The sequence below is a fragment of the Azospirillum sp. B510 genome, assembly GCF_000010725.1.
GTDB lineage: Bacteria > Pseudomonadota > Alphaproteobacteria > Azospirillales > Azospirillaceae > Azospirillum > Azospirillum lipoferum_B.
Map to the genome: position 1 here is coordinate 1,033,955 of NC_013855.1, position 25,439 is coordinate 1,059,393.

Annotated in this window: 23 protein-coding genes and 1 tRNA gene; 17 read left to right on the forward strand and 7 right to left on the reverse strand. The window is 68.6% G+C overall.

From position 1 onward, the window contains the following. Positions 1 to 70 precede the first annotated feature (70 nt). Positions 71 to 147 (reverse strand) — tRNA-Arg (locus tag AZL_RS19530). A gap of 302 nt (positions 148 to 449) precedes the next feature. On the opposite strand from AZL_RS19530, the gene AZL_RS19535 reads away from it, so the two are divergent. The 8 genes from AZL_RS19535 to AZL_RS19570 all read left to right on the forward strand — a co-directional run bounded on the left by AZL_RS19535 (position 450) and on the right by AZL_RS19570 (position 9,203). Beyond that, positions 450 to 1,505, forward strand: coding sequence for a LacI family DNA-binding transcriptional regulator (locus tag AZL_RS19535; RefSeq protein WP_247894358.1), 1,056 nt, complete (start codon positions 450 to 452; stop codon positions 1,503 to 1,505). Positions 1,506 to 1,539: 34 nt separating this feature from the next. Next, a complete protein-coding gene (locus tag AZL_RS19540; protein ID WP_012976191.1) occupies positions 1,540 to 2,568 on the forward strand; it encodes an extracellular solute-binding protein in 1,029 nt (342 codons plus the stop codon). A 65-nt stretch (positions 2,569 to 2,633) separates the two neighbouring features. Then, complete coding sequence (locus AZL_RS19545; RefSeq protein WP_012976192.1) at positions 2,634 to 3,452, forward strand: ABC transporter permease; 819 nt, start codon at positions 2,634 to 2,636, stop codon at positions 3,450 to 3,452. A gap of 5 nt (positions 3,453 to 3,457) precedes the next feature. Next, entirely contained in the window at positions 3,458 to 4,276 is an 819-nt protein-coding gene (locus AZL_RS19550; RefSeq protein ID WP_012976193.1) for an ABC transporter permease, read from the forward strand. A gap of 26 nt (positions 4,277 to 4,302) precedes the next feature. After that, entirely contained in the window at positions 4,303 to 5,352 is a 1,050-nt protein-coding gene (locus AZL_RS19555) for an ABC transporter ATP-binding protein (protein ID WP_012976194.1), read from the forward strand. Between the two features lie 58 nt (positions 5,353 to 5,410). Next, positions 5,411 to 6,229 (forward strand): phosphodiesterase, encoded by an 819-nt coding sequence (locus AZL_RS19560; RefSeq protein ID WP_012976195.1) that lies wholly within the window; start codon positions 5,411 to 5,413, stop codon positions 6,227 to 6,229. An 81-nt stretch (positions 6,230 to 6,310) separates the two neighbouring features. After that, the gene (locus AZL_RS19565; protein ID WP_042444304.1) at positions 6,311 to 7,312 is read left to right on the forward strand and encodes an ABC transporter substrate-binding protein; all 1,002 of its coding nucleotides are present in this window, start codon (positions 6,311 to 6,313) and stop codon (positions 7,310 to 7,312) included. Positions 7,313 to 7,499: 187 nt separating this feature from the next. Beyond that, complete coding sequence (locus AZL_RS19570) at positions 7,500 to 9,203, forward strand: ABC transporter permease (protein WP_247894360.1); 1,704 nt, start codon at positions 7,500 to 7,502, stop codon at positions 9,201 to 9,203. 19 nt (positions 9,204 to 9,222) lie between these two features. Here the strand turns inward: AZL_RS19570 and AZL_RS19575 are convergent, their stop codons facing one another. Continuing rightward, positions 9,223 to 10,239 (reverse strand): oxidoreductase, encoded by a 1,017-nt coding sequence (locus AZL_RS19575; protein ID WP_012976198.1) that lies wholly within the window; start codon positions 10,237 to 10,239, stop codon positions 9,223 to 9,225. A gap of 283 nt (positions 10,240 to 10,522) precedes the next feature. Here AZL_RS19575 and AZL_RS19580 point away from each other — a divergent pair, with 283 nt between their 5' ends. Genes AZL_RS19580 through AZL_RS19590 form a run of 3 tightly spaced genes read left to right on the forward strand, consistent with a single transcriptional unit; the run spans position 10,523 to position 13,485 of the window. Then, a complete protein-coding gene (locus AZL_RS19580; RefSeq protein WP_086935443.1) occupies positions 10,523 to 11,485 on the forward strand; it encodes a carbohydrate ABC transporter permease in 963 nt (320 codons plus the stop codon). A gap of 1 nt (position 11,486) precedes the next feature. Continuing rightward, positions 11,487 to 12,368, forward strand: coding sequence for a carbohydrate ABC transporter permease (locus AZL_RS19585; RefSeq protein WP_247894421.1), 882 nt, complete (start codon positions 11,487 to 11,489; stop codon positions 12,366 to 12,368). A gap of 7 nt (positions 12,369 to 12,375) precedes the next feature. Beyond that, positions 12,376 to 13,485 carry an ABC transporter ATP-binding protein gene (locus AZL_RS19590; RefSeq protein WP_012976201.1) on the forward strand — a complete coding sequence of 370 codons (1,110 nt, stop codon included), beginning with the start codon at positions 12,376 to 12,378 and terminating at the stop codon, positions 13,483 to 13,485. A 112-nt stretch (positions 13,486 to 13,597) separates the two neighbouring features. Here the strand turns inward: AZL_RS19590 and AZL_RS19595 are convergent, their stop codons facing one another. The 4 genes from AZL_RS19595 to AZL_RS19610 form a co-directional block, all read right to left on the reverse strand. After that, a complete protein-coding gene (locus AZL_RS19595) occupies positions 13,598 to 13,894 on the reverse strand; it encodes a CcdB family protein (RefSeq protein ID WP_012976202.1) in 297 nt (98 codons plus the stop codon). Continuing rightward, positions 13,894 to 14,172, reverse strand: coding sequence for a type II toxin-antitoxin system CcdA family antitoxin (locus AZL_RS19600; protein WP_012976203.1), 279 nt, complete (start codon positions 14,170 to 14,172; stop codon positions 13,894 to 13,896). The genes AZL_RS19595 and AZL_RS19600 overlap by 1 nt, the downstream gene beginning before the upstream one ends. Before the next feature lie 61 nt (positions 14,173 to 14,233). Further along, positions 14,234 to 15,727 (reverse strand): ATP-binding protein, encoded by a 1,494-nt coding sequence (locus tag AZL_RS19605; RefSeq protein ID WP_012976204.1) that lies wholly within the window; start codon positions 15,725 to 15,727, stop codon positions 14,234 to 14,236. Then, positions 15,717 to 16,466 (reverse strand): response regulator, encoded by a 750-nt coding sequence (locus tag AZL_RS19610; RefSeq protein ID WP_012976205.1) that lies wholly within the window; start codon positions 16,464 to 16,466, stop codon positions 15,717 to 15,719. Before AZL_RS19610 ends, AZL_RS19605 begins: the two co-directional genes overlap by 11 nt. Before the next feature lie 277 nt (positions 16,467 to 16,743). On the opposite strand from AZL_RS19610, the gene AZL_RS19615 reads away from it, so the two are divergent. Then, entirely contained in the window at positions 16,744 to 18,027 is a 1,284-nt protein-coding gene (locus AZL_RS19615) for an ABC transporter substrate-binding protein (RefSeq protein WP_247894361.1), read from the forward strand. A gap of 96 nt (positions 18,028 to 18,123) precedes the next feature. On the opposite strand, the gene AZL_RS19620 is transcribed toward AZL_RS19615, so the two are convergent. Continuing rightward, a complete protein-coding gene (locus AZL_RS19620) occupies positions 18,124 to 19,197 on the reverse strand; it encodes an NAD(P)-dependent alcohol dehydrogenase (RefSeq protein ID WP_012976207.1) in 1,074 nt (357 codons plus the stop codon). A 304-nt stretch (positions 19,198 to 19,501) separates the two neighbouring features. On the opposite strand from AZL_RS19620, the gene AZL_RS19625 reads away from it, so the two are divergent. The 5 genes from AZL_RS19625 (at position 19,502) to adhE (ending at position 25,439) form a co-directional block, all read left to right on the forward strand. After that, positions 19,502 to 20,005: a GNAT family N-acetyltransferase gene (locus tag AZL_RS19625; protein WP_042444308.1), complete on the forward strand. Its 504-nt coding sequence runs from the start codon at positions 19,502 to 19,504 to the stop codon at positions 20,003 to 20,005. A gap of 435 nt (positions 20,006 to 20,440) precedes the next feature. Next, positions 20,441 to 20,818, forward strand: coding sequence for an ArsR/SmtB family transcription factor (locus tag AZL_RS19630; RefSeq protein WP_012976209.1), 378 nt, complete (start codon positions 20,441 to 20,443; stop codon positions 20,816 to 20,818). Positions 20,819 to 20,841: 23 nt separating this feature from the next. Continuing rightward, complete coding sequence (locus tag AZL_RS19635) at positions 20,842 to 21,345, forward strand: arsenate reductase ArsC (protein WP_012976210.1); 504 nt, start codon at positions 20,842 to 20,844, stop codon at positions 21,343 to 21,345. Between the two features lie 58 nt (positions 21,346 to 21,403). Next, complete coding sequence (gene arsB / locus AZL_RS19640; RefSeq protein WP_012976211.1) at positions 21,404 to 22,435, forward strand: ACR3 family arsenite efflux transporter; 1,032 nt, start codon at positions 21,404 to 21,406, stop codon at positions 22,433 to 22,435. Between the two features lie 322 nt (positions 22,436 to 22,757). Continuing rightward, a complete protein-coding gene (gene adhE / locus AZL_RS19645) occupies positions 22,758 to 25,439 on the forward strand; it encodes a bifunctional acetaldehyde-CoA/alcohol dehydrogenase (RefSeq protein WP_012976212.1) in 2,682 nt (893 codons plus the stop codon).

The window sequence follows — 25,439 nt, forward strand, 5'->3', positions numbered from 1 at the left end:
GCGCGGTTGCCCAACTTGATCGAAAATGAAAAAGGGCTTAGCCGTTGCTACGGCTAAGCCCTTGAATTCATGGCGGACCCGACGAGATTCGAACTCATGACCTCTGCCTTCGGAGGGCAGCGCTCTATCCAGCTGAGCTACGGGTCCATCGCTGGTGGAGGTGGAACATAGTGCAACGCCCGCGGCGACGCAAACACTAAATTCGCCGATTTTCCGAAGGCTTGCGGATGCCCCGCCCGCTCCCAATGCCGCTCTCCATGCCCCCTGCCTTCGGAGGGCGGCGCTCCATCCAAAACCGCCCATGGAAACGTTTTCATTCTTCATGAAACCGTTTTCGCGGCGTCACGAGATTGAAACACGCCATCGTCACTCTGCACCCGCGCCGGATCGGCCGGCGCCGGGAACATGGGCGCGGACAAGGGTGGCGAATGGTGCGGGACGGTGCGCGGATGACGGACAGGGGAGCCATGGAGCGCGTGGTGACGATCCGCGACGTGGCGGCGCGCGCCGGGGTGTCCATCGCCACCGTGTCGCGCGTCCTCAACGGCAGCGGCAACGCCACGCCGGAAACCATGGAGAAGGTGCGCGCCGCCGCCTCCGACCTGTCCTTCCGGCCCAGCACCATCGGGCGCAACCTGAAGGCGGCGCGCACCCGCACCGTCGGCGTGCTGGTGCCGTCGCTGACCAACCCGGTCTTCGCCGAAAGCGTCGCCGGCATCCAGGACGCCGCGGCGGAAGCCGGCTACAGCGTGCTGATCGCCTCCACCGACTATGATCCGGGCCGTGAGGCCCGCGCCATCGAAGGGCTGCTGTCCAACCGGGTCGAGGGGCTGGTGCTGACCGTCGCCGACGCCGACCGCAGCGGCTCGCTCGACACGCTGGACGAGGTGCGGCTGCCCTATGTCCTGGCCTACAACCAGCCGGAACGGGCGTCGCGCGCCCATGTGTCGGTCGACAATGTCGCCGCCTCCCGCGCCGTGGTCGAACGGATGACGGCGCTCGGCCATCGGCGCATCGGCATGATCGCCGGCCACTTCCGCCAGTCCGACCGCTCCCGCCGCCGCCATGCCGGCTGGCTGGCGGCGCTGGAGGCCGCCGGCCTGCGCCCCGGCCCGGTGCTGGATGTCGATTTCAACGAGTTGCGCCTCACCCACCGGTTGGCCCCCCTTCTGGAGGGGCCGGAGCGGCCGACCGCCTTCTTCGCCTCCAACGACATGCTGGCGCTCGCCACCATCCGGGCGCTGCGCGACCTCGGCCTTGCGGTGCCCGACGATGTGTCGGTCTGCGGTTTCGACGGGATCGAGGTCGGCCGGCTGATGACGCCCAGCCTCGCCACCCTGGTGCAGCCGGCCCGTGCCATGGGGGCCACCGCCTTCGAACATCTGCGCACCGGTTTTTCCGGCGAACCGCAAAGCCGCGCCGTGATGCTGCCCTTCACCCTGCGGCCGGGCGAATCGCTCGGACCTGCGCCATTCGACCCTGCGCCATCACCACCCTCGACCTGATCCGAACGCCTTCCCACCGGAGACTTCCGCCATCATGATCAAGCCGTTCCTGTTCGGCGCCGCCCTCGGTGCCGTCTCGCTGGCCGCCGCTTTCGCCGCGATGGTGACGCCCGCCACGGCGGCCGAACCGACCGCCATCTGCTACAACTGCCCGCCGGAATGGGCGGACTGGGCCTCGCAGCTGAAGGCGATCAAGGCCGATCTCGGCATCGCCGTGCCGTTCGACAACAAGAATTCCGGCCAGGCGATCGCCGCCATGCTGGCGGAAAAGGACAAGCCGGTCGCCGACGTCGTCTATCTCGGCGGGCCGGTCGGCATCCAGGCCAAGGCCGCCGGCATCGTCACTCCCTACAAGCCGGCGGGCTGGGCCGGGATCCCCGACGGGATGAAGGACGCCGACGGCAGCTGGTTCGCCATCCACAGCGGCACGCTGGGCTTCTTCGTCAACACCGAGGCGCTGGGCGGCAAGCCGGTGCCGCAGAGCTGGGCCGACCTGCTGAAGCCCGACTATTCCGGCATGGTCGGCTATCTCGACCCGACCAGCGCCGCCGTCGGCTATGTCGGCGCGGTGGCGGTCAATCTGGCGCTGGACGGCGATTACGCCAGCTTCGACAAGGCGATCGGCTGGTTCAAGGATCTCCAGAGGAACCAGCCCATCGTGCCGAAGCAGACCTCCTACGCCCGCGTCCTGTCGGGCGAGATTCCGATCCTGATCGATTACGACTTCAACGCCTACCGCGCCAAATACACCGACAAGGCCCCGGTCGCCTTCGTCATCCCCGCGGAGGGGACGGTGTCGATGCCCTACGTCATGGCGCTGGTGAAGAATGGCCCGAACCCGGACAACGGGAAGAAGGTGCTGGACTATGTGCTGTCCGACAAGGGCCAGACCCTGTGGGCCAACGCCTTCATGCGCCCGGTCCGGGCCGAGGCGATGTCGCCGGAGACGGCGGCCAAGTTCCTGCCCGCCGCCGACTACGCCCGCGCCCGCCCGGTGGACATGGTCCGCATGGCCGAGGCGCAGAAGGCCTTCATGGACCGCTACCAGGCGGAGGTGAAGTGAGCGCCTGCGCGCCCGATGCCCGTCTTCCCAACCGGCCCGCGGCACCGCCGCGGACCGGTCCGGGGATGACCGGCGAGCCGCTGCGGCTGGCCGCCCTGCTGGCGCCGGCGGCGGCGGTGTTCGCGGCCTTCTTCCTGCTGCCGCTGGTCCGCCTGATCCTGATCGGCGCCGGCGGGGCGGAGGGATGGTCGGCCTATGTCACCACGCTGGCCGATCCCGGCCATCTCGACAGCCTGGTCTCCACGCTGGCACTGTCGGCCGGGGTGACGGCGGTGACGCTGGCGGTCTCGACCATCGCCGGGCTGTTCCTGGTGCGCAACCAGTTTCCCGGCCATGCCCTGCTGGTGGCGCTGCTGACCTTCCCGCTGGCCTTTCCCGGCGTGGTCATCGGCTTCATGGTCATCATGCTGGCCGGGCGCCAGGGGCTGATCGGCACCATCACCCAGGCGCTGGGCGCCGGCAAGCTGGTCTTCGCCTACTCCATGGCCGGCCTGTTCCTCGGCTATGTCTATTTCTCGATCCCGCGCGTCATCCTGACGGTGATGGCGGCGGCGGAGAAGCTGGACCCGCGGCTGGAGGAGGCGGCGCGCTCGCTGGGGGCGTCGCCCTGGCGGGTGGTGGCCGACATCATCCTGCCGGCGCTGAAACCGGCGCTGATCTCGGCCGGCGCCCTGTGCTTCGCCACCTCGATGGGCGCCTTCGGCACCGCCTTCACCCTCGCCACCCGGATCAATGTGCTGCCGATGACGATCTATACCGAATTCACGCTCCAGGCGAACATCGCGGCGGCGGCGGCGCTCAGCGTCCTGCTCGGCGTCATCACCTGGGCGGCGCTGGCGGTGGCGCGCAGCGTCGCCGGCACCTCCGTCGCGGCGGCGGGGTGAGGGCGATGCGCAGCCTATCAAACCATGATCTTTCCAACCGCCGGGGTTGGGGCTTCTGGCTGCAACTGGGCTTCACCCTGCTGGTCTGCGCCCTGCTGACCGTGCCGATGGTGATGTCGATGCTGGCCGGTCTGACCGCCAACTATTTCATCGGCCTGAAAAGCGGCCTGACCCTGCGCTGGGTCGAGGAGGTGTGGCGGGTCTATTCCGGCACCATCCTGCTGTCCTTGCAGATCGCCTTCGCCTGTCTGGCCTGCACGCTGGCGCTGGGCGTGCCGGCGGCCTATGTGCTGACGCGCCGCCCCGGCCGGATCGCCCGGCTGGTGGAGGAGCTGCTGATGATGCCGGTCGCCATTCCCGGCCTCGCCACCGCGCTGGCGCTGATCGTCACCTATGGCGGCGTCGGCGATCTGCGCGGCAGCTGGCTGTTCATCCTGATCGGCCATGTGCTGTTCACCCTGCCCTTCATGGTGCGCGCCGTGCTGGCGGTGATGGGCTCCATCGACCTGACGACGCTGGAGGAGGGGGCGGCCAGCCTGGGCGCCGGCTTCGCGCGCCGCTTCGCCACGGTGGTGCTGCCCAACTGCCGCTCCGGCATCCTCGCCGGGTCGCTGATGGTGCTGACCCTGTCGGTCGGCGAGTTCAACCTGACCTGGCTGCTGCACACGCCGTTGACCAAGACGCTGCCGGTCGGGCTGGCCGACAGCTACGCCTCGCTGCGGATCGAGATCGGCAGCGCCTACACCCTCGTCTTTTTCCTGATGATCGTGCCCAGCCTGATCCTGATGCAGGGTCTGGCCCGCCGCGGCCGTCCGTCCGTTTGAGGCCCCCTCCGATGCCCGATGCCCAGATGCCCGACAGCTTCCATCTCGACGCCGTGCCGATCCGCCTGGAGCGCTGCGGCAAGACCTTCGCCGGCGGCGCCCGCGCGCTGGAGCCGCTGGACCTGACCATCCGCGGCGGCGAGACCGTCGTCTTCCTGGGCCCGAGCGGCTGCGGCAAGACCACGACGCTGCGCATCATCGCCGGGCTGGAAAGCCCCGATCCCGGCGGCCGGGTGCTGTTCGGCGAGGATGACGTCACCGCCCTGCCGATCGAGCGGCGCAATGTCGGCATGGTGTTCCAGAGCTACGCCCTGTTCCCCAACATGACGGTGGCCGAAAACGTCGCCTATGGCCTGAAGGTGCGCAAACTGCCCCGCGCCGAACGCGCCCGCCGGGTCGAGGAGATGCTGGAGCTGATGCATCTCGGCGAGTTCGCCGGGCGGCGGATCGACCAACTCTCCGGCGGCCAGCGCCAGCGGGTGGCGCTGGCCCGCGCCCTGGTGGTGCGGCCGCGCGTGCTGCTGCTGGACGAGCCGCTGACGGCGCTCGACGCCAAGCTGCGCGACAGCCTGCGGCTGGAGATCGACCGGCTTCTGCGCGGTCTGGGCATCACCGCCGTCTATGTCACCCATGACCAGGGCGAGGCGATGGCGCTGGGCGACCGCATCGTCGTGATGGCCAAGGGCCGGGTCGCCCAGGTCGGCACCCCGCGCGAGATCTATTATCAGCCGGCGGACGGCTTCGTCGCCGACTTCATCGGCACGATGAACCGGCTGGGCGGCACGGTGCGCGGCGGCATGCTGTCGCTCGGGACCGCCCTGCTGCCCTGGTCCGGGGCGGATGGCGCGGTCGAGCTGCTGGTGCGGCCGGAGGATCTGGCGCTGGCCGGCGAGGCCGACGGGCATCTGGGCGGCACCGTCGCCGCCGCGGTGTTCCTGGGCGACCGCACCCGTCTGGTGGTGGAGCCGGCGGACGGCCCGGCGCTGACGGTGGACACCGCCGGGCGCAGCGACCTGGGACGCGGCGACCGGGTGTGGCTGCGCGTCGATCCGGCGAGGCTGCTGGCGATGCCGTGAGTTCCAGCAACGCCGGGCTGGCCCCCAAAAAATCAAACACTCAAGTCCAGGCTCCCCCATGATCATCGTCCAGATCACCGACACCCACATCAAGCCCCACGGCCGCCTCGCCTACCGGCGCGTCGACACGGCACCCTTCCTGGAACGCGCCGTCGCCGCCCTGCTGGCGCTCGATCCGCGCCCGGACGTCATCCTCGCCACCGGCGACCTCGTCGATGCCGGCCATGCCGAGGAGTATGAGCGGCTGCTCGGCCTGCTGCGCCCGCTCGACATCCCGCTCTTCGCGGTGCCCGGCAACCATGACGAGCGCGCCGGCCTCGCCCGCGCCTTCCCCGATCTGGCGGCGCGGGTCGGCGGCGGCCGCTTCTTCCACTACACGGTGGAGGACTGGCCGATCCGCCTGATCGCCATGGACACCGTGCTGCCGGGCTCCGGCGCCGGCGAAGTCTGCGCCGAACGGCTCGACTGGCTCGACGCCCGGCTGGCGGAACAGCCGGAGCGTCCGACCATCATCTTCCAGCACCATCCGCCCTTTGACACCGGCATCGGCCATATGGACCGGCTGGGGTTGAGCGGCTCCGCCGAGATGGCCGCGGTGGTCCGCCGTCATCCGCAGGTGGAGCGGGTGCTCTGCGGCCATCTGCACCGGCCGATCCAGGTGCGCTGGGCCGGCACCATCGCCTCCACCGCCCCCTCCACCGCGCATCAGGTGGCGCTCGACCTGCGCGACGACGCGCCGTCGGCCTTCGTGATGGAGCCGCCCGGCTACCAGATCCACATGTGGCGGGCCGACACCGGCGTCGTCAGCCACACCGCGGTGATCGGCGCCTATGACGGCCCCTATCCCTTCTTCAAGGACGGAAAGCTGATCGATTGACCCGGTCATGCGGGTCGCTGTCACGCGCCTGTCATGGGCTTGGCGTAAGACAGGGCTCCCGGTCCAACGGAGATGACAGAGATGAAGGCGTTGCTCGCCACCCTCGCCACGGTGCTGACGCTGGCGCTCGGCCCCGCCGCCATTTCCGGGGCCGCGCAGGCCGATGGCGCCACCGGCAAGCTGGTGCTCTACACCTCGCAGCTGGAGCCGGACGCCCGCCAGACGGTGGAGGCCTTCAAGGCGAAGAACCCCGGCGTCGAGGTGGAATGGATCCGCAACGGCACCACCGAGCTGATGAACAAGCTGCGCGCCGAATTCACCGCCGGGGCGCCGCAGCCCGACCTGCTGCTGATCGCCGACGCGGTGACGATGGAATCGCTGAAGGCGGAGAAGCGGCTGCAACCCTATGACGGCGCCCCGGTGGCGGGCTACCGCCCCGGCACCCATGACCCGCAGGGCTATTGGTTCGGCACCAAGCTGATCACCACCGGCATCGTCTACAACACCGCCGCCCCGATGAAGCCGGTCTCCTGGCAGGATCTGCTGAAGCCGGAGGCCAAGGGCAGCACGGTGATGCCGAGCCCGCTCTATTCCGGCGCCGCCGCCATCCATATGGCGGCGATCAAGGCGCAGCCGTCGCTCGGCCTGGCCTATTACGAGGCGTTGCAGCGCAACGGCACCACCGCGGCCAAGGGCAATGGCGGCATCCTGAAGGATGTCGCCGGTGGGGCGAAGCTCTACGGCATGGTCGTCGATTACCTGCCGATCCGCGAGCATCTGAAGGGCGCCCCCGTCGCCTTCGTCTTTCCCAAGGAGGGCGTCAGTGCGGTCAGCGAGCCGGTGGCGATCCTCGGCACGGCGAAGAACCCGGCGGCGGCCAAGGCCTTCATCGACTTCCTGCTGAGCCGCGAGGGGCAGGAGCTGGCCTCGGCCCAGGGCTTCCTGCCGGCGCTGCCGGGGGTGAACCCGCCGCCGGGCTTCCCCGATCCGGCGTCCATCACCCTGCTGCCCTACGACCCCGCCAAGGCGCTGGCCGAGGACGACGCCAACAAGCGCGCCTTCGCCGACCTGTTCGGCGGGTGAGTGGGATGACGCGAAACATCCCTCTCCCGCCCCGGGAGAGGGCGTGTAGCCGACGGCCGCAGGCCGGACGAACACCGAAGGTGATCGTAGGCGGAGCGCTGTCGTGAGACTTGCGAACGACTGTGGGGCCCATGCAGAGCATGGGAAGGGTGAGGGATGGTCCAAGAATCCATCCGCTTCCGGTTCCTTGAATCACCCCTCACCCTCCCCACGCCTCTGGCGCGGGTCCCCTCCCTCTCCCGCGACGGGAGAGGGCCTTTACCTTCTCCTCGGCCTGCTGGTTCTTCTGCCCGTCCTGCGCCTGCTGTGGGAGGCCGGTGACGCGACGGTGCTCGCCCGCGTGCTGAACTCCCCCGCGACGTGGCGGGCCACCACCAACAGCCTCGCCATCGCCGCCGGGGCCACGCTGGCCGCCGCCCTGATCGGCGGCCCCTTCGCCCTGCTGGTCGGGTTGACGAACCTGCGCGCCCGCACGGCGATGAGCTTCGCCCTGATCCTGCCGCTGATGATCCCGCCGCAGATCGTGGCGATGGCCTGGACCCATCTCGCCGGATCCGGCAGCCCGATCCTGAAGCCGCTCGGCCTCGCCCCGCCGGTCGGAACGGCGAACCCGGCGCAGTCGTCCGCCGGCATGATCCTGGTGATGGGGATCGAACATGCGCCGCTGGTCTTCCTCGCCCTGCGCGCGGCGCTGCGCGCCATTCCCGGCGATGTGCTGGAGGCGGCGCGGGCGTCGGGGGCCGGGCCGTGGCGGGCGGTGCGCGGCGTGGTGCTGCCGCTCTGCCTGCCGGGGCTGGTCGCCGGCCTCGCCATGGCCTTCGTCGCGGCGCTCGGGAATTTCGGGGTGCCTGCCCTGCTGGGCGTACCCGCCGGCATTCCGATGCTGCCGACGCTGATCTACCGCCGGCTGGCGGGTTTCGGGCCGTCGGCCCTGCCCGAGGTGGCGGTGCTGGCGGCGGTGATCGGCCTCGTCGCCTGCCTGGGCATCGCCCTCCAGACCATCCTCCAGGCCCGCATCGCCAGCCGCCTGCCCGGCGGCGCCCGGCCGCTGGCGGCGGTGCCGCTCGGCCCGGCCCGCGCGCCGGTGGAACTGCTGGCCTGGGGCGTGCTGGCGCTGATGGTCGCCGCCCCGCTGGCGGCGCTGCTGGCGACCAGCCTCGTCAGCGTCTATGGCCTGCCCATCGGGCTCGGCACCCTGACGCTGGCCCATTACCGCGAGGTTCTGGCGCTCGATCAGGTCGGCCGCGCCTTTTCCAATTCGATGCTGCTGTCGGGAGCGGCGGCGGCGCTGCTCGCCCTGCTGGCGGTGCCGCTGGCCCATGCCATGGCGCTGACCGGCAAGACCGGGCGGATCGCGCTGGCGGTCGGGGTGCTGGTGGAACTGCCGCACGCCGTGCCGGGGGTGGTGCTGGGCATCGGCTGCATCCTGCTGTTCCTCAAGCCGCTGCCGGGGCTGGGCATCGGCCTGTACGGCACGCTGTGGATCATCCTGGCGGCCTATCTGGTCCGCTTCCTGCCGCTGGCCCTGCGCCCGGTGCAGGCCGCCTGCGCGGCGCTCGATCCGATGGTCGAGGAGGCGGCCCGCGCGCTGGGCGCCGGGCCGCTGCGCCGGCTGGCGACGGTGGTGGCGCCGCTGGTCGCCCCGGCGGCGGCGGCCGGCGGGCTGCTGGTGTTCCTGACCTGCTTCAACGAGCTGACCGTCTCCATCCTGCTATGGTCGCAGGGGCGCGAGACGCTGGGCGTCGTCGTCTATGCGCTGGAGGAGGGCGGCAGCCCGACGCTGGGGGCGGCACTGGGCGTCGTCGCCATCCTGGTCGTGCTGGCCGCCATGCTCGCCGCCGGGCTGCTCGGCCGCCGCCTGCCGCCGGGCGTGCTGCCCTGGCGGGGATGACGGGGACCGCGAACCGGCGTCAGTCCGGCAGACCCGCCGCCTTGCGCACCGCCTCCAGCACGGTCAGCACGTCGCGCGCCTGCTCGGCGGTCACCGGCAACGGCGCGCCGTCGAGGATGGCCGCCGCGACGCCCCGGTAGAAGGCGGGATAGTCGCCGGGGATGGTCGCCACCCGCCGCTCCGTCCCGTCGGCCCGGACCAGCAGGGCATGGTTCTCCGGATCATCCCGGCCCCAGCCCGGCTCCGTCGGCATCCGGCCGGCGCGCAGAGCCTCCTCCTGTCCATCCATGCCATGCTTGAGGAAGCTGCCGCCGTCGCCATGCAGCTGGAAACGCGGCCCCGGCCGACACACCACGGTTCCGCAATGCAGGATGGCCCGCATCGGCCCATAGCCCAGCACGATATGGAACCAATCGTCGACCCGCGCGTCCGGCCGCTGGGCGCCGACATCGGCGAGGATGCGGTCGGGCATGCCGAACAGGGTCAGCGCCTGATCGATCAGATGGGCGCCGAGATCGAACAGCACACCCGACCCGGCCAGCGTCTGTTCGCGCCAGCCCTGCTTGATCTGTGGGCGGAAGCGGTCGTAATGCGCCTCGTAATGATAGGGCCGGCCGATCTCCCCCGTCTCCAGGCAGGCGCGCAGGGTGAGGAAATCATTGTCCCAGCGCCGGTTGTGGAAGACGGTCAGCAGCCGGCCCTGCCGCTCGGCAAGCCCGATCAGCCCATCGGCCTCCGCGGCGGTGGTCGCCATCGGCTTGTCGAGCACCACATGCTTGCCGGCCAGCAGCGCCGCGCGGGCCAGCGGGGCGTGGCTGGTGTTGGGGGTGGCGATCACCACGAGGTCGATGGCCGGGTCGGCGATCACCGCCTCCACCGTCGTCGCCTGCGCCCCCGGTACGCCGCGGCGGATGTCGTCGGTGCGCGAACTGGCGACCGCCGTCAAACGCAGGCGCGGTTCGCCGAGGATCAGCGGCGCGTGGAACACCGACCCGGCAAGGCCGAAGCCGAGCAGACCGACCGACAGGCTTTTCATCGTCGCGTATCCTCTTCCTGGTTCCTGGCGACCTGGGCCGGGCCGACCCCAGTGTAACGGTTGCGTAACAACGCGGGAGCCGGGAAAGCGCCGCGTTACCAAATTGTCCGCCCCATCCATCATCGGCGGCGTACAGTGACCGCCAAGCGGACGGCCGCTCGGGGAACAATTCCACCGCAGCGGCGCAACAGCAACCCGTCACGGGAGGGAACCACATGCGCGACCTGCATCCGTGTGCGACGCCGGCCCCAAATCGGTCCCGCAAGCCGGCGAGACCCGCACCATGACCTTGCAGAACTCATCCTACCGGCCCGCCGCCGGGGAGGCGGGGGCCGCTCCCGGCAGCGCCGCGCGGCCGCAGGCGGGCGGGCTGCGCGCCCTGGCGCAGCGGCATCTGTCGAAGCTGGTGGTCGCCCCGTCCTTCGCGGCGATCCTGCTGTTCGTCTACGGCTTCATCGTCTGGACGGTCTATATCAGCTTCACCAACTCCAGGATGCTGCCGTCCTACGATCTGGTCGGCGCCGACGCCTTCGCCAAGCTGTGGCGGATCGAGCGCTGGTATGTCGCCATCGAGAATCTGCTGATCTTCGGCGGGCTGTTCATCGGCGTCAGCCTGGTCATCGGCATCCTGCTGGCGGTGCTGCTCGACCAGCGCATCCGTGGCGAAGGGGTGTTGCGCACCATCTATCTCTACCCGATGGCGCTCAGCTTCATCGTCACCGGCACCGCCTGGAAATGGATCCTCAATCCCGGCATCGGCATCCAGCAATTCGTCCGCGACCTCGGCTTTCCCGGCTTCACCTTCGACTGGATCGTCCAGCAGGACACCGCCGTCTACACGCTGGTGATCGCCGCGGTCTGGCAAAGCTCCGGCTTCGTGATGGCGCTGTTCCTGGCGGCCCTGCGCGGTGTCGATCAGGAGATCATCAAGGCGGCCTATCTCGACGGCGCCAGCCTGCCGCGCATCTATTGGGGCATCGTCCTGCCGTCGATCCGGCCGGTGTTCATGAGCGCCTTCGTCATCCTCGCCCACCTCGCGGTCAAGAGCTACGACCTCGTCGTCGCGCTGACCGGCGGCGGTCCCGGCTACGCGTCGGACCTGCCGGCGACCTTCATGTACGAGATGACCTTCCGCCGCAACCAGATCGCCATCGGCTCGGCCAGCGCGCTGATGATGCTGGCGACCGTGGTGGCGATCATCGTGCCCTACCTCTATTCCGAACTGAAGGGAGGCAAGCGTGTCTAGCCTGACCTCCGCCCTGCCGCCGGCGCAGGGCACCGGCGCCCGCCTCGCCCGCTGGGGGCTGTACCTGATCCTCCTGCTGTTCGCGGCCTATTACCTGCTGCCGCTGCTGCTGATGATCACCACATCGTTCAAGAGCCCGGAGGAGATCCGCACCGGGTCGTTGCTGTCGCTGCCGCGCGACTTCAGCCTGGATGCCTGGAGCTATGCCTGGAACCGCGCCTGCATCGGCGCCGACTGCCGCGGCATGGCGCCCTATTTCCTCAACTCCATCGTCATCGTCGGGCCGGCGGTGGTCATCTCGACCCTGTTCGGGGCGCTGAACGGCTACGCCCTGACCAAGTGGCGCTTCCGCGGCGCCAACATCGTCTTCGGCATGATCCTGTTCGGCAGCTTCCTGCCCTCGCAGGTGATCCTGCTGCCGATGGCGCAGACGCTGGGCTTCCTCGGGCTGGCCGGCAGCGCCGGCGGACTGATCCTCGTGCATGTGGTGTATGGCCTCGCCTTCACCACTTTGTTCTTCCGCAATTACTATGTCAGCATCCCGGATGATCTGGTGAAGGCCGCGACCATCGACGGCGCCGGCTTCTTCCAGATCTTCACCAGGATCATGCTGCCGCTGTCGCTGCCGATCCTGGTGGTGACGATCATCTGGCAGTTCACCCAGATCTGGAACGACTTCCTGTTCGGGGCGTCCTTCGCGGCGGGCGGCGCCCAGCCGGTGACGGTCGCGCTGAACAACCTCGTCAACACCACCACCGGCGTGAAGCAGTACAACGTCGACATGGCGGCGGCGATGATCGCCGGCCTGCCCACCCTCGTCGTCTATGTGCTCGCCGGCAAATACTTCATCCGCGGTCTGACCGCCGGCTCCGTCAAGGGGTGATCTTCCGATGGCGACTCTCAGCATCAACAATGTCCGCAAGCAGTATGGCAGCGTCGAGGTCCTGAAGGGCATCGACCTGGACCTGACGGACGGCGAATTCCTCGTCCTGCTCGGGCCCTCCGGCTGCGGGAAATCCACCCTGCTCAACATGATCGCCGGCCTGGAGACGATCAGCGCCGGCGAGATCCGCATCGACCAGCGCGTCGTCAACGAGGTCCATCCCAAGGACCGCGACATCGCCATGGTGTTCCAGTCCTACGCGCTCTATCCCAACATGACGGTGGCGCGGAACATCGGCTTCTCGCTGGAAATGCGCGGGCAGGCCAAGGCGGAGCGCGAGGGCGCCATCCGCCGCGTCGCCAAGCTGTTGCAGATCGAGCATCTGCTCGACCGCAAGCCGGCGCAGCTCTCCGGCGGCCAGCGCCAGCGCGTCGCCATGGGCCGCGCCCTGGTCCGGGACCCCAAGGTCTTCCTGTTCGACGAGCCGCTGTCCAACCTCGACGCCAAGCTGCGCGTCGACATGCGCACCGAGATCAAGAAGCTGCACCAGCGGCTCGGCACCACCGTGGTCTACGTCACCCACGACCAGATCGAGGCGATGACGCTGGCCAGCCGCATCGCCATCATGAAGGAAGGGGTGGTCCAACAATTCGCCCCGCCGCAGGAGGTCTATGAGCGCCCGGCCAACATGTATGTGGCGAGCTTCATCGGCTCCCCCACCATGAATTTCGTGCGCGGCACCCTGTCGGCCGAGGGCGACCGGCTGGGCGTCAGCGTCGGGCGCGAGCGTGGCGGCTTCCTGCCGCTGTTCCAGGCGCCGGAGCAGGCCGGCCACTGGCTGGGCCAGGAGGTGATCCTGGGCATCCGTCCGGAGGCCATCACCTGCCACGACCCGGCGATCGCCGCCGGCAACCCGGCGCTGGTCAAGGTCGCCTGCGGCGTCAATGTGCTGGAGCCGACCGGTGCCGACACCATCACCTATGTCGAGCTGAACGGCCATGAGGTGGTCGCCCGCATCAAGCCGAGCGACCGGGTGGCGGAAGGCGGGACCGCCGACTTCATGATCGACATGGCGCGGGCGAACCTGTTCGACCCAAAGACCGAACAGCGGATCTGAGCGGCCCATCCGTGAGTTCGGGTCACAAGTGATGGTGCGGGAGAGGCGGTTTCCGGGTCGCCTCTTCCGCCTTATGTCCGCATCCAAAAGTAATGAATTGCGGCGGATCGGCTCAGGCGCCAATCAGCATGTCCAAAGCGGCGACGATGGCCGTGTCCTCAGCCAGCAAGTTACCGACTTGAGCGCCTAGCTCCGAAAGCGTCACCGCGCCAGCGAACTGAGTGACCATCACATGCGGCCGACCTTCGACGGAGAACACCGGATTGAGGCGCGCAGCCGGTAGCGGAGCCATTTCAGGTGGCAGCGGCGGAGCAACAAAGCGCGTGTTCAAGTCACGCAGGATGTCGGCCTGAAGGTCCAGCAGATAGCCCGGCCCATCCAACCGGCGATGAATGTCGAAACGAGCCATCAGTACGGCCGGCTCTTCGCCAGCGGAAGGCCGTGTGCCTCGACATAGGCATTGGATGACTGGATGGCCTCCCGATTCTCCTCCAGCCATTGCCTGTCGCGCAGTTCGGCGATCTGCTGCGCCAATCCGCGTTCGCAGGCGCGCGACACGTTGATGCCGAGGGTCTTCGCCTGCTCCAGCAAATCGCTGTTGAGACTTACGTTCGTCGCCCGCCGCGGCGCGGACACATCGAAGGAATAGCGCTCGCCGGCCACCAAAGCCTCCATGACAATGCGCATGAAGGATGCGCATGAGCGAGATGCAAATCAAGCCGCAACCACTCCAACGCAACCGGCACGCTCACAGCATCCGTGGCAGCGTCACCCTGACCCGCAGCCCGCCGCCGGCGCGGTTGCTCAGCTCGATCCGTCCCTGATGCGCCTCGACGATCGACTTCACGATGGACAGGCCGAGCCCGCTGCCGCCGGTCTTGCGGTTGCGGGAGCCTTCCAGCCGGACGAAGGGCTTGAAGACGTTGGCGATCTCCGCCTCCGGGATGCCCGGCCCCTCGTCGCAGACATCGACGACGATCTCGTCGGCGTCGGCATCGACGGAGACGGTGGCGCGCTCGCCGTACTTGATGGCGTTGTCGATCAGGTTGGCGAAGGCGCGGCGCAGGCTGGACGGACGGCCGGCGAGGCGGAGCTGGCGCGGCTGGTCGAAGCGGTCGCTGCGCTCCTCACCGCCCCCGCCGCCGAAGATGGTGCGGACGGCGGCGAAGCGCAACGGCGGGGGCTCATGATAGGTCACCGGGGCACCGGTGTCGGCGTAATCGTCGCACAGGCTCTGCAACAGGCTGGCGAAGGCGACCACCTCGACCTCCTCGCGCAGCACGTCGTCGCCGAGAAACTCCAGCGTCGCGGTGACCATCGCCGCCATCTCGTCGATGTCGGCCATTATCTTGGCGCGCAGCGCGTCGTCATCGACATATTCGGCGCGCAGCCGCAGCCGCGTCGCCGGGGTGCGCAGGTCATGGCTGATCGCCGCCAGCAGATGGGTGCGCCCCTCCATCAGGTCGCGGAGCGCGTTGCGCGCCTGGTTGAAGGCGCGGGCGAGCGAGGCGACCTCCTCCGGCCCATCCTCCGGCAGCGGCCGGGGGTGAAGGCGGTCGTGCGGGCGGGTCGCCTGCTCGGCCAGCGATTCCAGCGGACGGACCAGCCGGCCGGGCAGCCACAGCAGCAGCGCCAGCGCCAGCCCGAGGGCCGCCAGCCCGGCCAGCACCATTTCGAACGGCGTGGTCCGCGGCCGCCAGAAGCGCGGGCTGGCGAATTCCAGCCAGCCGCCGCCGGCAAGCTGGACATAGACGCGGGCGTCGCGCAGTTGGGCCGCCGTGTCCTCCGCCACCAGGGACAGCGCTTCCGCCAGCGTCCCCGCCGGCGTCTGGGCGCGGGCGGAACGCAGCGCCAGCAGGGCGCGCGGGGCGGCGACGAACACCGGTCGCGGTGCGTCGGCCACCCCGTCCAGCACCCAGCCGGACGGCACGGCCGGGGTGCCGGGTCCCTGCCAGGATACCGACAGGTCGGGCAGCCCACCAAGCGCCAGCCCCGGCCCGGCGGCCACCCCGTCCAGCACGGCGCGGTCGGCCGCCTCCACCGCCGCCGCCATCGCCGGTCCCAGCCGGTGGGCGGTCAGCAGCTCCCGCGCCCGGTCGTCCACCAGCCGCATGCCGACCAGCGCCCCGCCATGGGTCAGCGCCAGCAACGCCACCATCGCCGCCAGGATGCGGTGGCGCAGCCGTGCGGCGCCCAGGCGGGAGGCATACAGCCGGGCCGGCAACAGACGCTCAAGCGCCACGGCTTATCCCGGAGGAAACGGATTCGCCCTGGTCGACCACCGTCGCGGTGAACTGATAGCCGATGCCGCGCACCGTCTTGATCAGCCCGGAACCGCCCGGCCCCTCCTCCAGCTTGCGGCGCAGGCGGCTGATCTGGATGTCGATGCTGCGGTCGAAGGGGATCGAGGTGTCGCCGCGATGCTTCTCCAGCAGCTCGGTGCGCTCCACCACCTGGGGGGCGCGTTCCAGCAGCGTGCCGAGCAGGGCATATTCGCCCTGGCTCAGATGCACCACCACCCGGTCCGGCGTCCGCAGCTCCCGCCGTCCCTGGTCGAGCGACCAGCCGGCGAAACCCAGCACGCGCGGCCGTTCCCGCGCCGGCTCCGGCCCGCCGCAGCGACGCAGGATGGCGCGGATGCGGGCCAGCAGTTCGCGCGCGCTGAAGGGTTTCACCAGATAATCGTCGGCCCCGACCTCCAACCCGACGATGCGGTCGACCTCGCTGCCCATGGCGGTCAGCATGATGACCGGAGTCCCGGACTTGGCGCGCAGCGAACGGCACAGGCTGGTGCCGTCCTCCCCCGGCAGCATGAGGTCGAGGATGATCAGATCGACCGGCCATTGCGCCAGAACCCGCGCCATCTCGCGCCCGTCGCCGGCGGTGGAGACGCGGAAGCCGCTCTTGACCAGGAAATCATGCAGCATGTCCCGGATCTCGGGATCGTCGTCGACGATCAGCAGATGGCGCGCGCGCTCCATGGCGTCCCTTCCCTCTCCATCCCTGGCATTCTTCTTTGTTGGCGCGCAGTGTAGCCTCCCCGGACGGTCCGGGTACAGCCCGGCGCCGAGGCGCGAATGTAACGGTTGCGTAACAGCGGCGGGGCCGTGAAAAGGCGTTGTTACCAAATAGTCCGGGCATCGAATTGCACGCGGGATAGAGTTCCTCCAGCGGCCCGGCGGCCCGCAGCCGGGACCAACTCGAAGACAGCCAACTCGAAGACTGAACGAAGATAGGGAACAGGGGGAAATGCCCAAAATGTCCACTCTGCGCACATCCGTCCTCAGCATGACCGCGACCAGCATGGTTGCCCTGGCCACCGTGATGGCCGGCGCCCTGCTGACCACGCCCGCCAAGGCCGAGCCGGTGGTCGAGGTTCTGCATTACTGGACCTCCGGCGGCGAATCGAAGGCCGCGGGCGCGCTGCGCCAGGATTTCGAGGCGGCGGGCGGCAAGTGGATCGACGCGCCGGTCGCCGGCGGCGGCGGCGACGCGGCCAGCACCGTGCTGCGCTCCCGCGTGCTGGCCGGCGATCCGCCGAACGCCGTGCAGCTGAAGGGTCCGAACATCAAGGACTGGGCGGCGCAGGACAAGCTGGCGACGCTGGACGATGTCGCCAAGGCGGAGAACTGGGACGCCATCCTGCCGCCGCAGATCCGCGACGTGGTGACCTACAAGGGCCATTATTACGCCGTTCCGGTAAATATCCACCGCGTCAACTGGCTGTGGGTCAACCCGAAGGTCATGGAGAAGGCCGGCGTCGCCATCCCGAAGAGCTGGGACGAGTTCAACGCCGCCGCCGACAAGCTGAAGGCCGCCGGCATCATCCCGCTCGCCCATGGCGGCCAGCCCTGGCAGGAAGGCGCCCTGTTCGAGGATGTCGTTCTCGGCCTCGGCGGTCCCGACTTCTACCGCAAGGCCCTGGTGGAGCTGGACGCCAAGTCGCTGACCAGCGATACGATGGTCAAGGTGTTCGACCAGATGCGCAAGCTGCGCGGCTATGTCGATGACGGCTTCCCCGGCCGCGAATGGAACCTCGCCGCCGGCCTGCTGATGAACGGCCAGGCCGCCATGCAGATCATGGGCGACTGGGAAAAGGGCGAGCTGACCGCCGCCGGCAAGGTGCCGGGCAAGGATTTCGTCTGCGCCCACGTGCCGGGCCAGTTCGGCTACATCGTCAATTCCGACAGCTTCGTCATGTTCAGCTCGGCCAACGCCGACCGCGCCGCCGGCCAGAAGCTGCTGGCCAAGCTGATCCTGGGCAAGAAGTTCCAGGAGACCTTCAACGTGCTGAAGGGCTCGATCCCCGCCCGCCAGGACATGGCGCGCGACAGCTTCGACGAATGCGCGGTGAAGTCGATGGACGACCTGAAGACCGCCATCGACACCAACAGCGCCGTGCCGTCGATGGCGCATGAGATGGCGGTGCCCGGCGCCGTCCGCGGCGCCTTCCTCGACGTCGTCACCGCCCATTTCAATTCGACCATGACTTCGCAGGACGCGGTCAAGCGTCTGGCCGAAGCGGTCGATCTGGCGAAGTGAGTCTCCTTCCCGGCGTGCCTCTCTTTTCCTGGTGTTGCGCGTGACCTTGGAAAGCCCCTCTTCCCTCCGGAAGAGGGGCTTCTTTTGGTTTCGGCATCAGGGCGTGATCGCCACCTTCAGCACGCCGTCGCGCTGGTGGCCGAACAGGTCATAGGCCTCCTCGATCCGCTCCAGCGGGAAGCGGTGGGTGACCAGCGGCTTCAGATCGACCCGGCCGGAGGCGACCACCCCCATCAGCCGGCGCATCCGCTCCTTGCCGCCGGGACAGAGCGAGGTGACGATGGTGTGGTCGCCCAAACCGGCGGCGAACGGCCCCAGCGGCAGGCGCAGGTCGCCGGAATAGACGCCCAGGCTGGACAGCGTGCCGCCGGGGCGCAGCACGCGCAACGCCGCCTCGAAGGTCGCCTGGGTGCCCAGCGCCTCGATGGCGACATCGACGCCGCGGCCGCCGGTCAGCCGCATGATCTCCTCCACCGGATCGACGCCGCGGAAATCGACCACATGGTCGGCGCCCATCCGCCGCGCCATCTCCAGCCGCGCCGGCACGGTGTCGACGCCGATGATGGTCGTCGCCCCCTTCAGCTTGGCCCCGGCGGTGGCGCACAGGCCGATCGGACCTTGCGCGAACACCGCCACCGTGTCGCCGATGCGGATGTCGCCGCGCTCCGCCCCGGCGAAGCCGGTGGACATGATGTCGGGGCACATCAGCACCTCCTCGTCGGTCAGACCATCGGGAACGGGGGCGAGGTTGACCATCGCATCGGGCACCAGCAGATAGTCCGCCTGCGAGCCGTCGATGCTGTTGCCGAAGCGCCAGCCGCCCAGCGGCTTCCAGCCATGCCGGGTGCCGGCGCCGTCCTGGGAATGGCAACCGCACAGGCAGGCGTTGCTGTGGCCGCTGGGGGTGATGGCCCCGGCGATCACCCGCTGACCCTCCTGGTAGCCGGTGACGGCGGAACCGAGCTTCTCGATGATGCCGACCGGCTCATGCCCGATGGTCAGGCCGCGCGCGACCGGATATTCGCCCTTCAGGATATGGATGTCGGTGCCGCAGATCGTCGTCGTGGTGATGCGGATCAGCGCGTCGAGCGCTCCGACATCGGGGATCGGCTTGTCGTCCAGCACGATGCGGCCCGGTTCGGCGAACACCGCCGCTTTCATCATGACCATGGCGTCCTCCCATTCTGGTGGCCGCCGGTTCCGGAGCTGTTTGGCGCAACCATCGCAAACGGCCCTCGGCCGGCGCTGTGCTTCACGCCGGCCAGGGTAGCGCCGCCGGGGACGACGCCGCATTGATGCAGATTAATCGGCGGCCATCGACGGGACCGCCGCGACGGAGGTGGAGCGCATTCCGCTCGACGCGCGCATCCACGATGTGGCACAGGGACCGGACGGCGCGGTCCTGCGGCTGGCGCCGGCGAAATGACCGCCGAAAGATGGGCCCCGAAAGATGGGATCCCGAAAGATTGGACCGATGAGGATCCGCGACTACCGACCGTCGGACGCCCCGGCGCTGGCGGCTCTCTATGCCCGCTCCGTCCGTGGCATCGGCCCCCGCTTCTATGGGCCGGAGCAGGTGGAGGCCTGGGCCGCGACGGCGCCGACGGTGGAACGGGTGCGGGAAGCCTATGGCGACGGGCGCGTCGCCCTGGTCGCCGTGGACGGGGAGGATCGGCCGGTCGCCTTCAGCGACGTCGAGCCGGACGGCCACATCAACTTCCTCTATTGCGCGCCGGAGGCGGCCGGACGGGGCGTCGCCTCGACCCTGGTCGCGCGACTGGAGGCGAGGGCCCGCGCGCTCGGCCACCCCCGCCTGCATGTGGAGGCGAGCGAGGCCGCCCGCCCCTTCCTGCTGCGCCACGGCTTCACCCTGCTGACCCGGCGGGAACTGCGGATCGGCGACGTGCAGATCCACAATTACGCCATGGAGAAATGGCTGGCGCCGCGAGGAGCGGCTGCCACGGCGGCGCGATCGTGACGGACACCCCCCCGGCGTCGATCGGGGAATTTCCCGGAGAAGCGTGACCATCGCCGGAAAGCGATGGAACAGATGCGCAAGTCGTTTCGTTGAATCGGCAGCATCCGAGAGCATCGCTCTTGCACCCTGTCCATCCGATCATGGAGACGACACATGCCTATCCTGCTTTGGCTTCTGGGCGTTCCCGGAATCATCGTGATCCTGCTTTGGATGACCGGAGTCATCGGCTTCTGATTCTTCCGGTTTGACCGCTTCCCTCCCACCAGGGCCTCCGCCGGCGACAACGCCGCGGAGGCCCTTGGCTTTTCCGCGCCACCCGATCCGCCGGACGGACGCCGCCGGCGGTTATTTCGATAATCATCGAAATATCCTTGACGGCCAACCTACCATTCGTCATTTTGACTATTGTCGAAATATGGAATCCTGTGTGTCGCCATGGAAAAGAAGGACGTCCTGGCCGGGCTGGCGGCCCTGGCGCAGGAAACCCGGCTGGACATCTTCCGCCTGCTGGTGGAGGCGGGGCCGGAGGGGCGCGCCGCCGGGGCGATCGCGGAGGCGCTGGCGGTGGCGCCCGCCACGCTGTCCTTCCACCTGTCCAATCTCACCCAGGCGGGATTGATCATGCAGCGGCGCGAAAGCCGGTCGCTGATCTATTCGGCCGATTTCGACCGCATGACGGGCATCGTCGGCTTCCTGTCGGAAAACTGCTGCGGCCGCTCGACCAATCCCACCGCCTGCCTTCCGGTCTGCGCGCCGGGGGGTATGGAGGCCGCCAACACGGAAAACACCGCCGCCCCACGCCGCGGCTGCTGACGGTACGAAAAATGGAGCCGGGAATGACCGAAGGTCACGTCTACAACGTGCTGTTCCTATGCACCCACAACAGCGCCCGCAGCGTCATGGCGGAATGCCTGCTGAACCGCGAGGGCAAGGGGCGCTTCCGTGGCTTCAGCGCCGGCAGCCAGCCCTCCGGACGCATCAATCCCCAGGTCGGCGACCTGCTGGAGCGGTTGGGCTTCCCGACGGCCGAACTGCGCTCCAAAAGCTGGGATGAGTTCGCCACCCCCGGCGCCCCGCACATGGATTTCATCGTCACCGTCTGCGACAACGCCGCCGGCGAGGTCTGCCCGATCTGGCCGGGACAGCCGATCACCGCCCATTGGGGCTTCCCCGATCCGTCCGGCGCCCAGGGCGGCGAAGCGGAGAAGGCCGCCTTCGCCGCCACGGTGTTCGGCCAGATCCAGCGCCGCATCCAGGCCTTCGTCAGCCTGCCGGTCGCGTCGCTCGACCGCATGGCGCTGAAGCGGAGGATGGACGACATGGCGCGGACCGAGCCGTGAAGCGGGGAGAGTGTCCATGAGCGCCAACATCCAGCCTCCTCCGGCACCCCGTCCCGCCATGGGCACGTTCGAGCGCTATCTGAGCCTCTGGGTGGCGCTGTGCATCGTCGCCGGCATAGCACTCGGCCATCTGGTCCCCGGCCTGTTCCAGGCGATCGCGGCGGCCGAGATCGCCCAGGTCAATCTGCCGGTCGCCGTGCTGATCTGGCTGATGATCGTCCCGATGCTGCTGAAGATCGACCTCGGCGCGCTGGGGCGGGTCAAGGAGCATTGGCGCGGCATCGGGGTGACGCTGTTCATCAACTGGGCGGTCAAGCCCTTCTCGATGGCGCTGCTCGGCACGCTGTTCATCGGCCATCTGTTCGCCCCGCTGCTGCCGCAGGAGCAGATCCCCTCCTACATCGCCGGCCTGATCCTGCTGGCGGCGGCGCCCTGCACCGCCATGGTCTTCGTGTGGTCGAACCTGTGCGAGGGCGAGCCGCACTATACGCTGAGCCAGGTGGCGCTGAACGACCTGATCATGGTCTTCGCCTTCGCGCCCATCGTCGGGCTGCTGCTGGGCGTCGCGTCGATCACCGTGCCGTGGGGCACGCTGCTGCTGTCGGTGCTGCTTTATATCGTCATCCCGGTGGTCGCGGCCCAGCTCTGGCGGCGCGGCCTGCTGGCGGGCGGCGGTGAAGCGTCGTTGATGCGCGTGCTCGGTCGCATTCAGGCGGTTTCGCTGCTGGCGCTGCTGTGCACGCTGGTGCTGCTGTTCGGTTTCCAGGGAGAGCAAATCCTGGCCCAGCCGCTGGTCATCCTATTGCTGGCGGCGCCGATCCTGATCCAGGTCTATGCCAATGCCGCCCTCGCCTATTGGCTGTCGCGCCGCTTTGGGGTGGCGTGGTGCGTGGCGGCGCCGGCGGCGCTGATCGGTGCCTCCAACTTCTTCGAACTGGCGGTGGCCGCCGCCATCAGCCTGTTCGGGCTCGGCTCCGGAGCGGCCCTCGCCACCGTGGTCGGCGTTCTGGTCGAAGTGCCGGTGATGCTGTCGGTGGTGCGGATCGTCAAGAAGACCAGACCTTGGTATGAAGGACGAACGACCGCGTGATCCCCGCCTGTTCATGGCGCGCCCTGGTGGCTTCTTCGGTCATTCCCCACAACGCCTCATGATGTAGCTAAACTACATTTTATGTGTAGCGCGACTTGTTCGAGGAGATATCCAGAAAACTAGAGAATTTATAAGGAAATCCCTGCGGCGCCGACTCTCGCCAACTGATCTAGATCAATTCTCACGGCAAGTGGTAGGACCACTCTTGCGCGGCGATCGGGGCGGATGTAGGTTTCCTACATATCGCATGGAACCGAGAGATTCGGGAGTTCCGGGCCGGGAAACCGGCCGCATGGCGACACCCGACGGGAGACGCCCAATCATGGTCACCACCGTTAAGACCCTTGCCGACCTCAATGCCCTGATCGCGCGTGTGAAGGCGGCGCAGCAGCGCTTCGCCGACTATCCGCAGGAGAAGGTCGACCTGATCTTCCGCAGCGCCGCCCTGGCCGCCGCCAACGCCCGCATCCCGCTTGCCAAGATGGCGGTGGAGGAGACCGGCATGGGCGTGATGGAAGACAAGGTCATCAAGAACCATTTCGCCGCCGAATACATCTACAACAAATACAAGGACGACAAGACCTGCGGCGTCCTTTCCGAGGACAACGACGCCGGCATCCTCACCATCGCCGAGCCGGTCGGCCTGATCTGCGGCATCGTCCCCACCACCAACCCGACCTCGACCGCCATCTTCAAGGCGCTGATCGCGCTGAAGACCCGCAACGGCCTGGTCATCTCCCCCCATCCCCGCGCCCGCAAATCGACCTGCGAGGCCGCCCGCCTGGTGCTGGCCGCCGCGGTCGAGGCCGGCGCGCCCGACGACATCATCGGCTGGATCGACGCGCCGTCGCTGGAGCTGTCCAACGCGGTGATGCACCACCCGGACATCAACCTGATCCTGGCGACCGGCGGTCCGGGCATGGTCAAGGCCGCCTATTCGTCGGGCAAGCCCGCCATCGGCGTCGGCGCCGGCAACACCCCGGCGGTCATCGACGAGTTCGCCGACATCAAGCGCGCCGTCGCCTCCATCCTGATGTCCAAGACCTTCGACAATGGCGTCGTCTGCGCCTCGGAACAGTCGGCGGTGGTGGTCGACGCCGTCTATGACGCGGTGCGCGACCGTTTCGCCCATCATGGCGGCTACATCCTGTCGCCGCGCGAGGCCGACGCCGTGCGCAAGGTCCTGCTGACCGACGGCCATCTGAACGCCGACATCGTCGGCCAGCCGGCCCACGCCATCGCCGGCATGGCCGGGTTGAACGTGCCGCTCGCCACCAAGGTGCTGATCGCCGAGGTCACCGACATCGACGATGCCGAGGCCTTCGCCCATGAAAAGCTGTCGCCGACCCTGGCGCTCTACCGCGCCAAGGACTTCGCCGAGGCCTGCGACAAGGCCGCCGCCCTGGTGGCGCTGGGCGGCATCGGCCACACCTCGGTCCTCTACACCGACCAGGACCAGAAACAGGACCGCGTCCGCCATTTCGGCGACAGGATGAAGACCGCCCGCATCCTGATCAACACGCCCTCCTCCCATGGCGGCATCGGCGATCTCTACAATTTCCGTCTGGCCCCGTCGCTGACGCTGGGCTGCGGGTCGTGGGGCGGCAACTCGATCTCCGAGAATGTCGGGCCGCAGCACCTGATCAACAAGAAGACGGTGGCGAAGAGGGCGGAGAACATGCTGTGGCACAAGCTGCCCAAATCGATCTATTTCCGCCGCGGCTGCCTGCCCTTCGCGCTGGAGGAACTGCGCGGCAAGAAGCGCTGCCTGATCGTCACCGACCGTTTCCTGTTCGAGAACGGCCATGTCAACGACAGCGTGCGCGTCCTGAAATCGCTGGGCCTTGAGGTCGAGACCTTCTTCGAGGTCAGCGCCGACCCGACGCTGGCGGTGGTGCGCAAGGGCGTGGCGCTCGCCAACGCCTTCCAGCCCGACGTCATCCTGGCGCTGGGCGGCGGCTCGCCGATGGACGCGGCCAAGATCATCTGGGTGATGTACGAGGCGCCCGACGTGGCGTTCGAGGATCTGGCCCTGCGCTTCATGGACATCCGCAAGCGCATCTACACCTTCCCCAAGCTGGGGGTGAAGGCGCAGCTGGTGGCGGTGCCGACCACCTCGGGCACCGGGTCGGAGGTCACCCCCTTCGCCGTGGTGACCGACGAGCGCACCGGAACCAAATATCCGATCGCCGATTACGAGCTGACGCCGACGATGGCGATCGTCGACGCCAATCTGGTGATGGAGATGCCCAAGGGGCTGACGGCGGCCGGCGGCATCGACGCGGTGACCCATGCGCTGGAGGCCTATGTCTCGGTGGTGGCCAACGAATATTCGGACGGCCAGGCGCTCCAGGCGCTGAAGCTGCTGAAGGAGCATCTGCCCTCGGCCTACCGCAACGGGGCGCAGGACCCGAAGGCGCGCGAGCTGGTGCACAATGCGGCCACGCTGGCCGGCATCGCCTTCGCCAACGCCTTCCTCGGCGTCTGCCATTCGATGGCGCACAAGCTGGGGGCGGAGTTCCACATCCCGCACGGCATCGCCAACGCCCTGCTGATCGCCAACGTCATCCGCTACAACGCGGCGGACATCCCGACCAAGCAGACGGCGTTCAGCCAGTATGACCGGCCCAAGGGGGTGGCGCGCTATGCCCAGATCGCCCGCCACCTCGATCTCGGCGGCAGCCGCGACCATGAGCGGGTCGAGAAGCTGATCCAGTGGGTCGAGGAGATGAAGCGGGCGTTGGACATCCCGGCCTCGATCCAGGCGGCGGGCGTGGCGGAGGCGGCCTTCCTCGCCAAGGTCGACGCGCTGGCCGAGGCGGCCTTCGACGACCAGTGCACCGGCGCCAACCCGCGCTATCCGCTGGTGGCGGAGATCCGGCAGCTGCTGCTCGACAGCTATTACGGCCGCGCCTATGCCGAACCGTCGGCCCAGGACGCGGCACCGGTCGAGGCCAAGCCTTCCGCGAAAGCCGCCCGCAAGGAAGCGGCGACGGCCAAATAA

What these genes read in the sequence shown, in the direction of transcription:
- AZL_RS19535 (WP_247894358.1), top strand. Translation starts at nt 450, where the DNA reads ATGACGGACAGGGGAGCCATGGAGCGCGTGGTGACGATCCGCGACGTG.
- AZL_RS19540 (WP_012976191.1), top strand. Translation starts at nt 1,540, where the DNA reads ATGATCAAGCCGTTCCTGTTCGGCGCCGCCCTCGGTGCCGTCTCGCTG.
- AZL_RS19545 (WP_012976192.1), top strand. Translation starts at nt 2,634, where the DNA reads ATGACCGGCGAGCCGCTGCGGCTGGCCGCCCTGCTGGCGCCGGCGGCG.
- AZL_RS19550 (WP_012976193.1), top strand. Translation starts at nt 3,458, where the DNA reads ATGCGCAGCCTATCAAACCATGATCTTTCCAACCGCCGGGGTTGGGGC.
- AZL_RS19555 (WP_012976194.1), top strand. Translation starts at nt 4,303, where the DNA reads ATGCCCGACAGCTTCCATCTCGACGCCGTGCCGATCCGCCTGGAGCGC.
- AZL_RS19560 (WP_012976195.1), top strand. Translation starts at nt 5,411, where the DNA reads ATGATCATCGTCCAGATCACCGACACCCACATCAAGCCCCACGGCCGC.
- AZL_RS19565 (WP_042444304.1), top strand. Translation starts at nt 6,311, where the DNA reads ATGAAGGCGTTGCTCGCCACCCTCGCCACGGTGCTGACGCTGGCGCTC.
- AZL_RS19575 (WP_012976198.1), bottom strand. Translation starts at nt 10,239, where the DNA reads ATGAAAAGCCTGTCGGTCGGTCTGCTCGGCTTCGGCCTTGCCGGGTCG.
- AZL_RS19580 (WP_086935443.1), top strand. Translation starts at nt 10,523, where the DNA reads ATGACCTTGCAGAACTCATCCTACCGGCCCGCCGCCGGGGAGGCGGGG.
- AZL_RS19590 (WP_012976201.1), top strand. Translation starts at nt 12,376, where the DNA reads ATGGCGACTCTCAGCATCAACAATGTCCGCAAGCAGTATGGCAGCGTC.
- AZL_RS19595 (WP_012976202.1), bottom strand. Translation starts at nt 13,894, where the DNA reads ATGGCTCGTTTCGACATTCATCGCCGGTTGGATGGGCCGGGCTATCTG.
- AZL_RS19600 (WP_012976203.1), bottom strand. Translation starts at nt 14,172, where the DNA reads ATGCGCATTGTCATGGAGGCTTTGGTGGCCGGCGAGCGCTATTCCTTC.
- AZL_RS19610 (WP_012976205.1), bottom strand. Translation starts at nt 16,466, where the DNA reads ATGGAGCGCGCGCGCCATCTGCTGATCGTCGACGACGATCCCGAGATC.
- AZL_RS19615 (WP_247894361.1), top strand. Translation starts at nt 16,744, where the DNA reads ATGTCCACTCTGCGCACATCCGTCCTCAGCATGACCGCGACCAGCATG.
- AZL_RS19620 (WP_012976207.1), bottom strand. Translation starts at nt 19,197, where the DNA reads ATGGTCATGATGAAAGCGGCGGTGTTCGCCGAACCGGGCCGCATCGTG.
- AZL_RS19625 (WP_042444308.1), top strand. Translation starts at nt 19,502, where the DNA reads ATGAGGATCCGCGACTACCGACCGTCGGACGCCCCGGCGCTGGCGGCT.
- AZL_RS19630 (WP_012976209.1), top strand. Translation starts at nt 20,441, where the DNA reads ATGGAAAAGAAGGACGTCCTGGCCGGGCTGGCGGCCCTGGCGCAGGAA.
- AZL_RS19635 (WP_012976210.1), top strand. Translation starts at nt 20,842, where the DNA reads ATGACCGAAGGTCACGTCTACAACGTGCTGTTCCTATGCACCCACAAC.
- arsB (WP_012976211.1), top strand. Translation starts at nt 21,404, where the DNA reads ATGGGCACGTTCGAGCGCTATCTGAGCCTCTGGGTGGCGCTGTGCATC.
- adhE (WP_012976212.1), top strand. Translation starts at nt 22,758, where the DNA reads ATGGTCACCACCGTTAAGACCCTTGCCGACCTCAATGCCCTGATCGCG.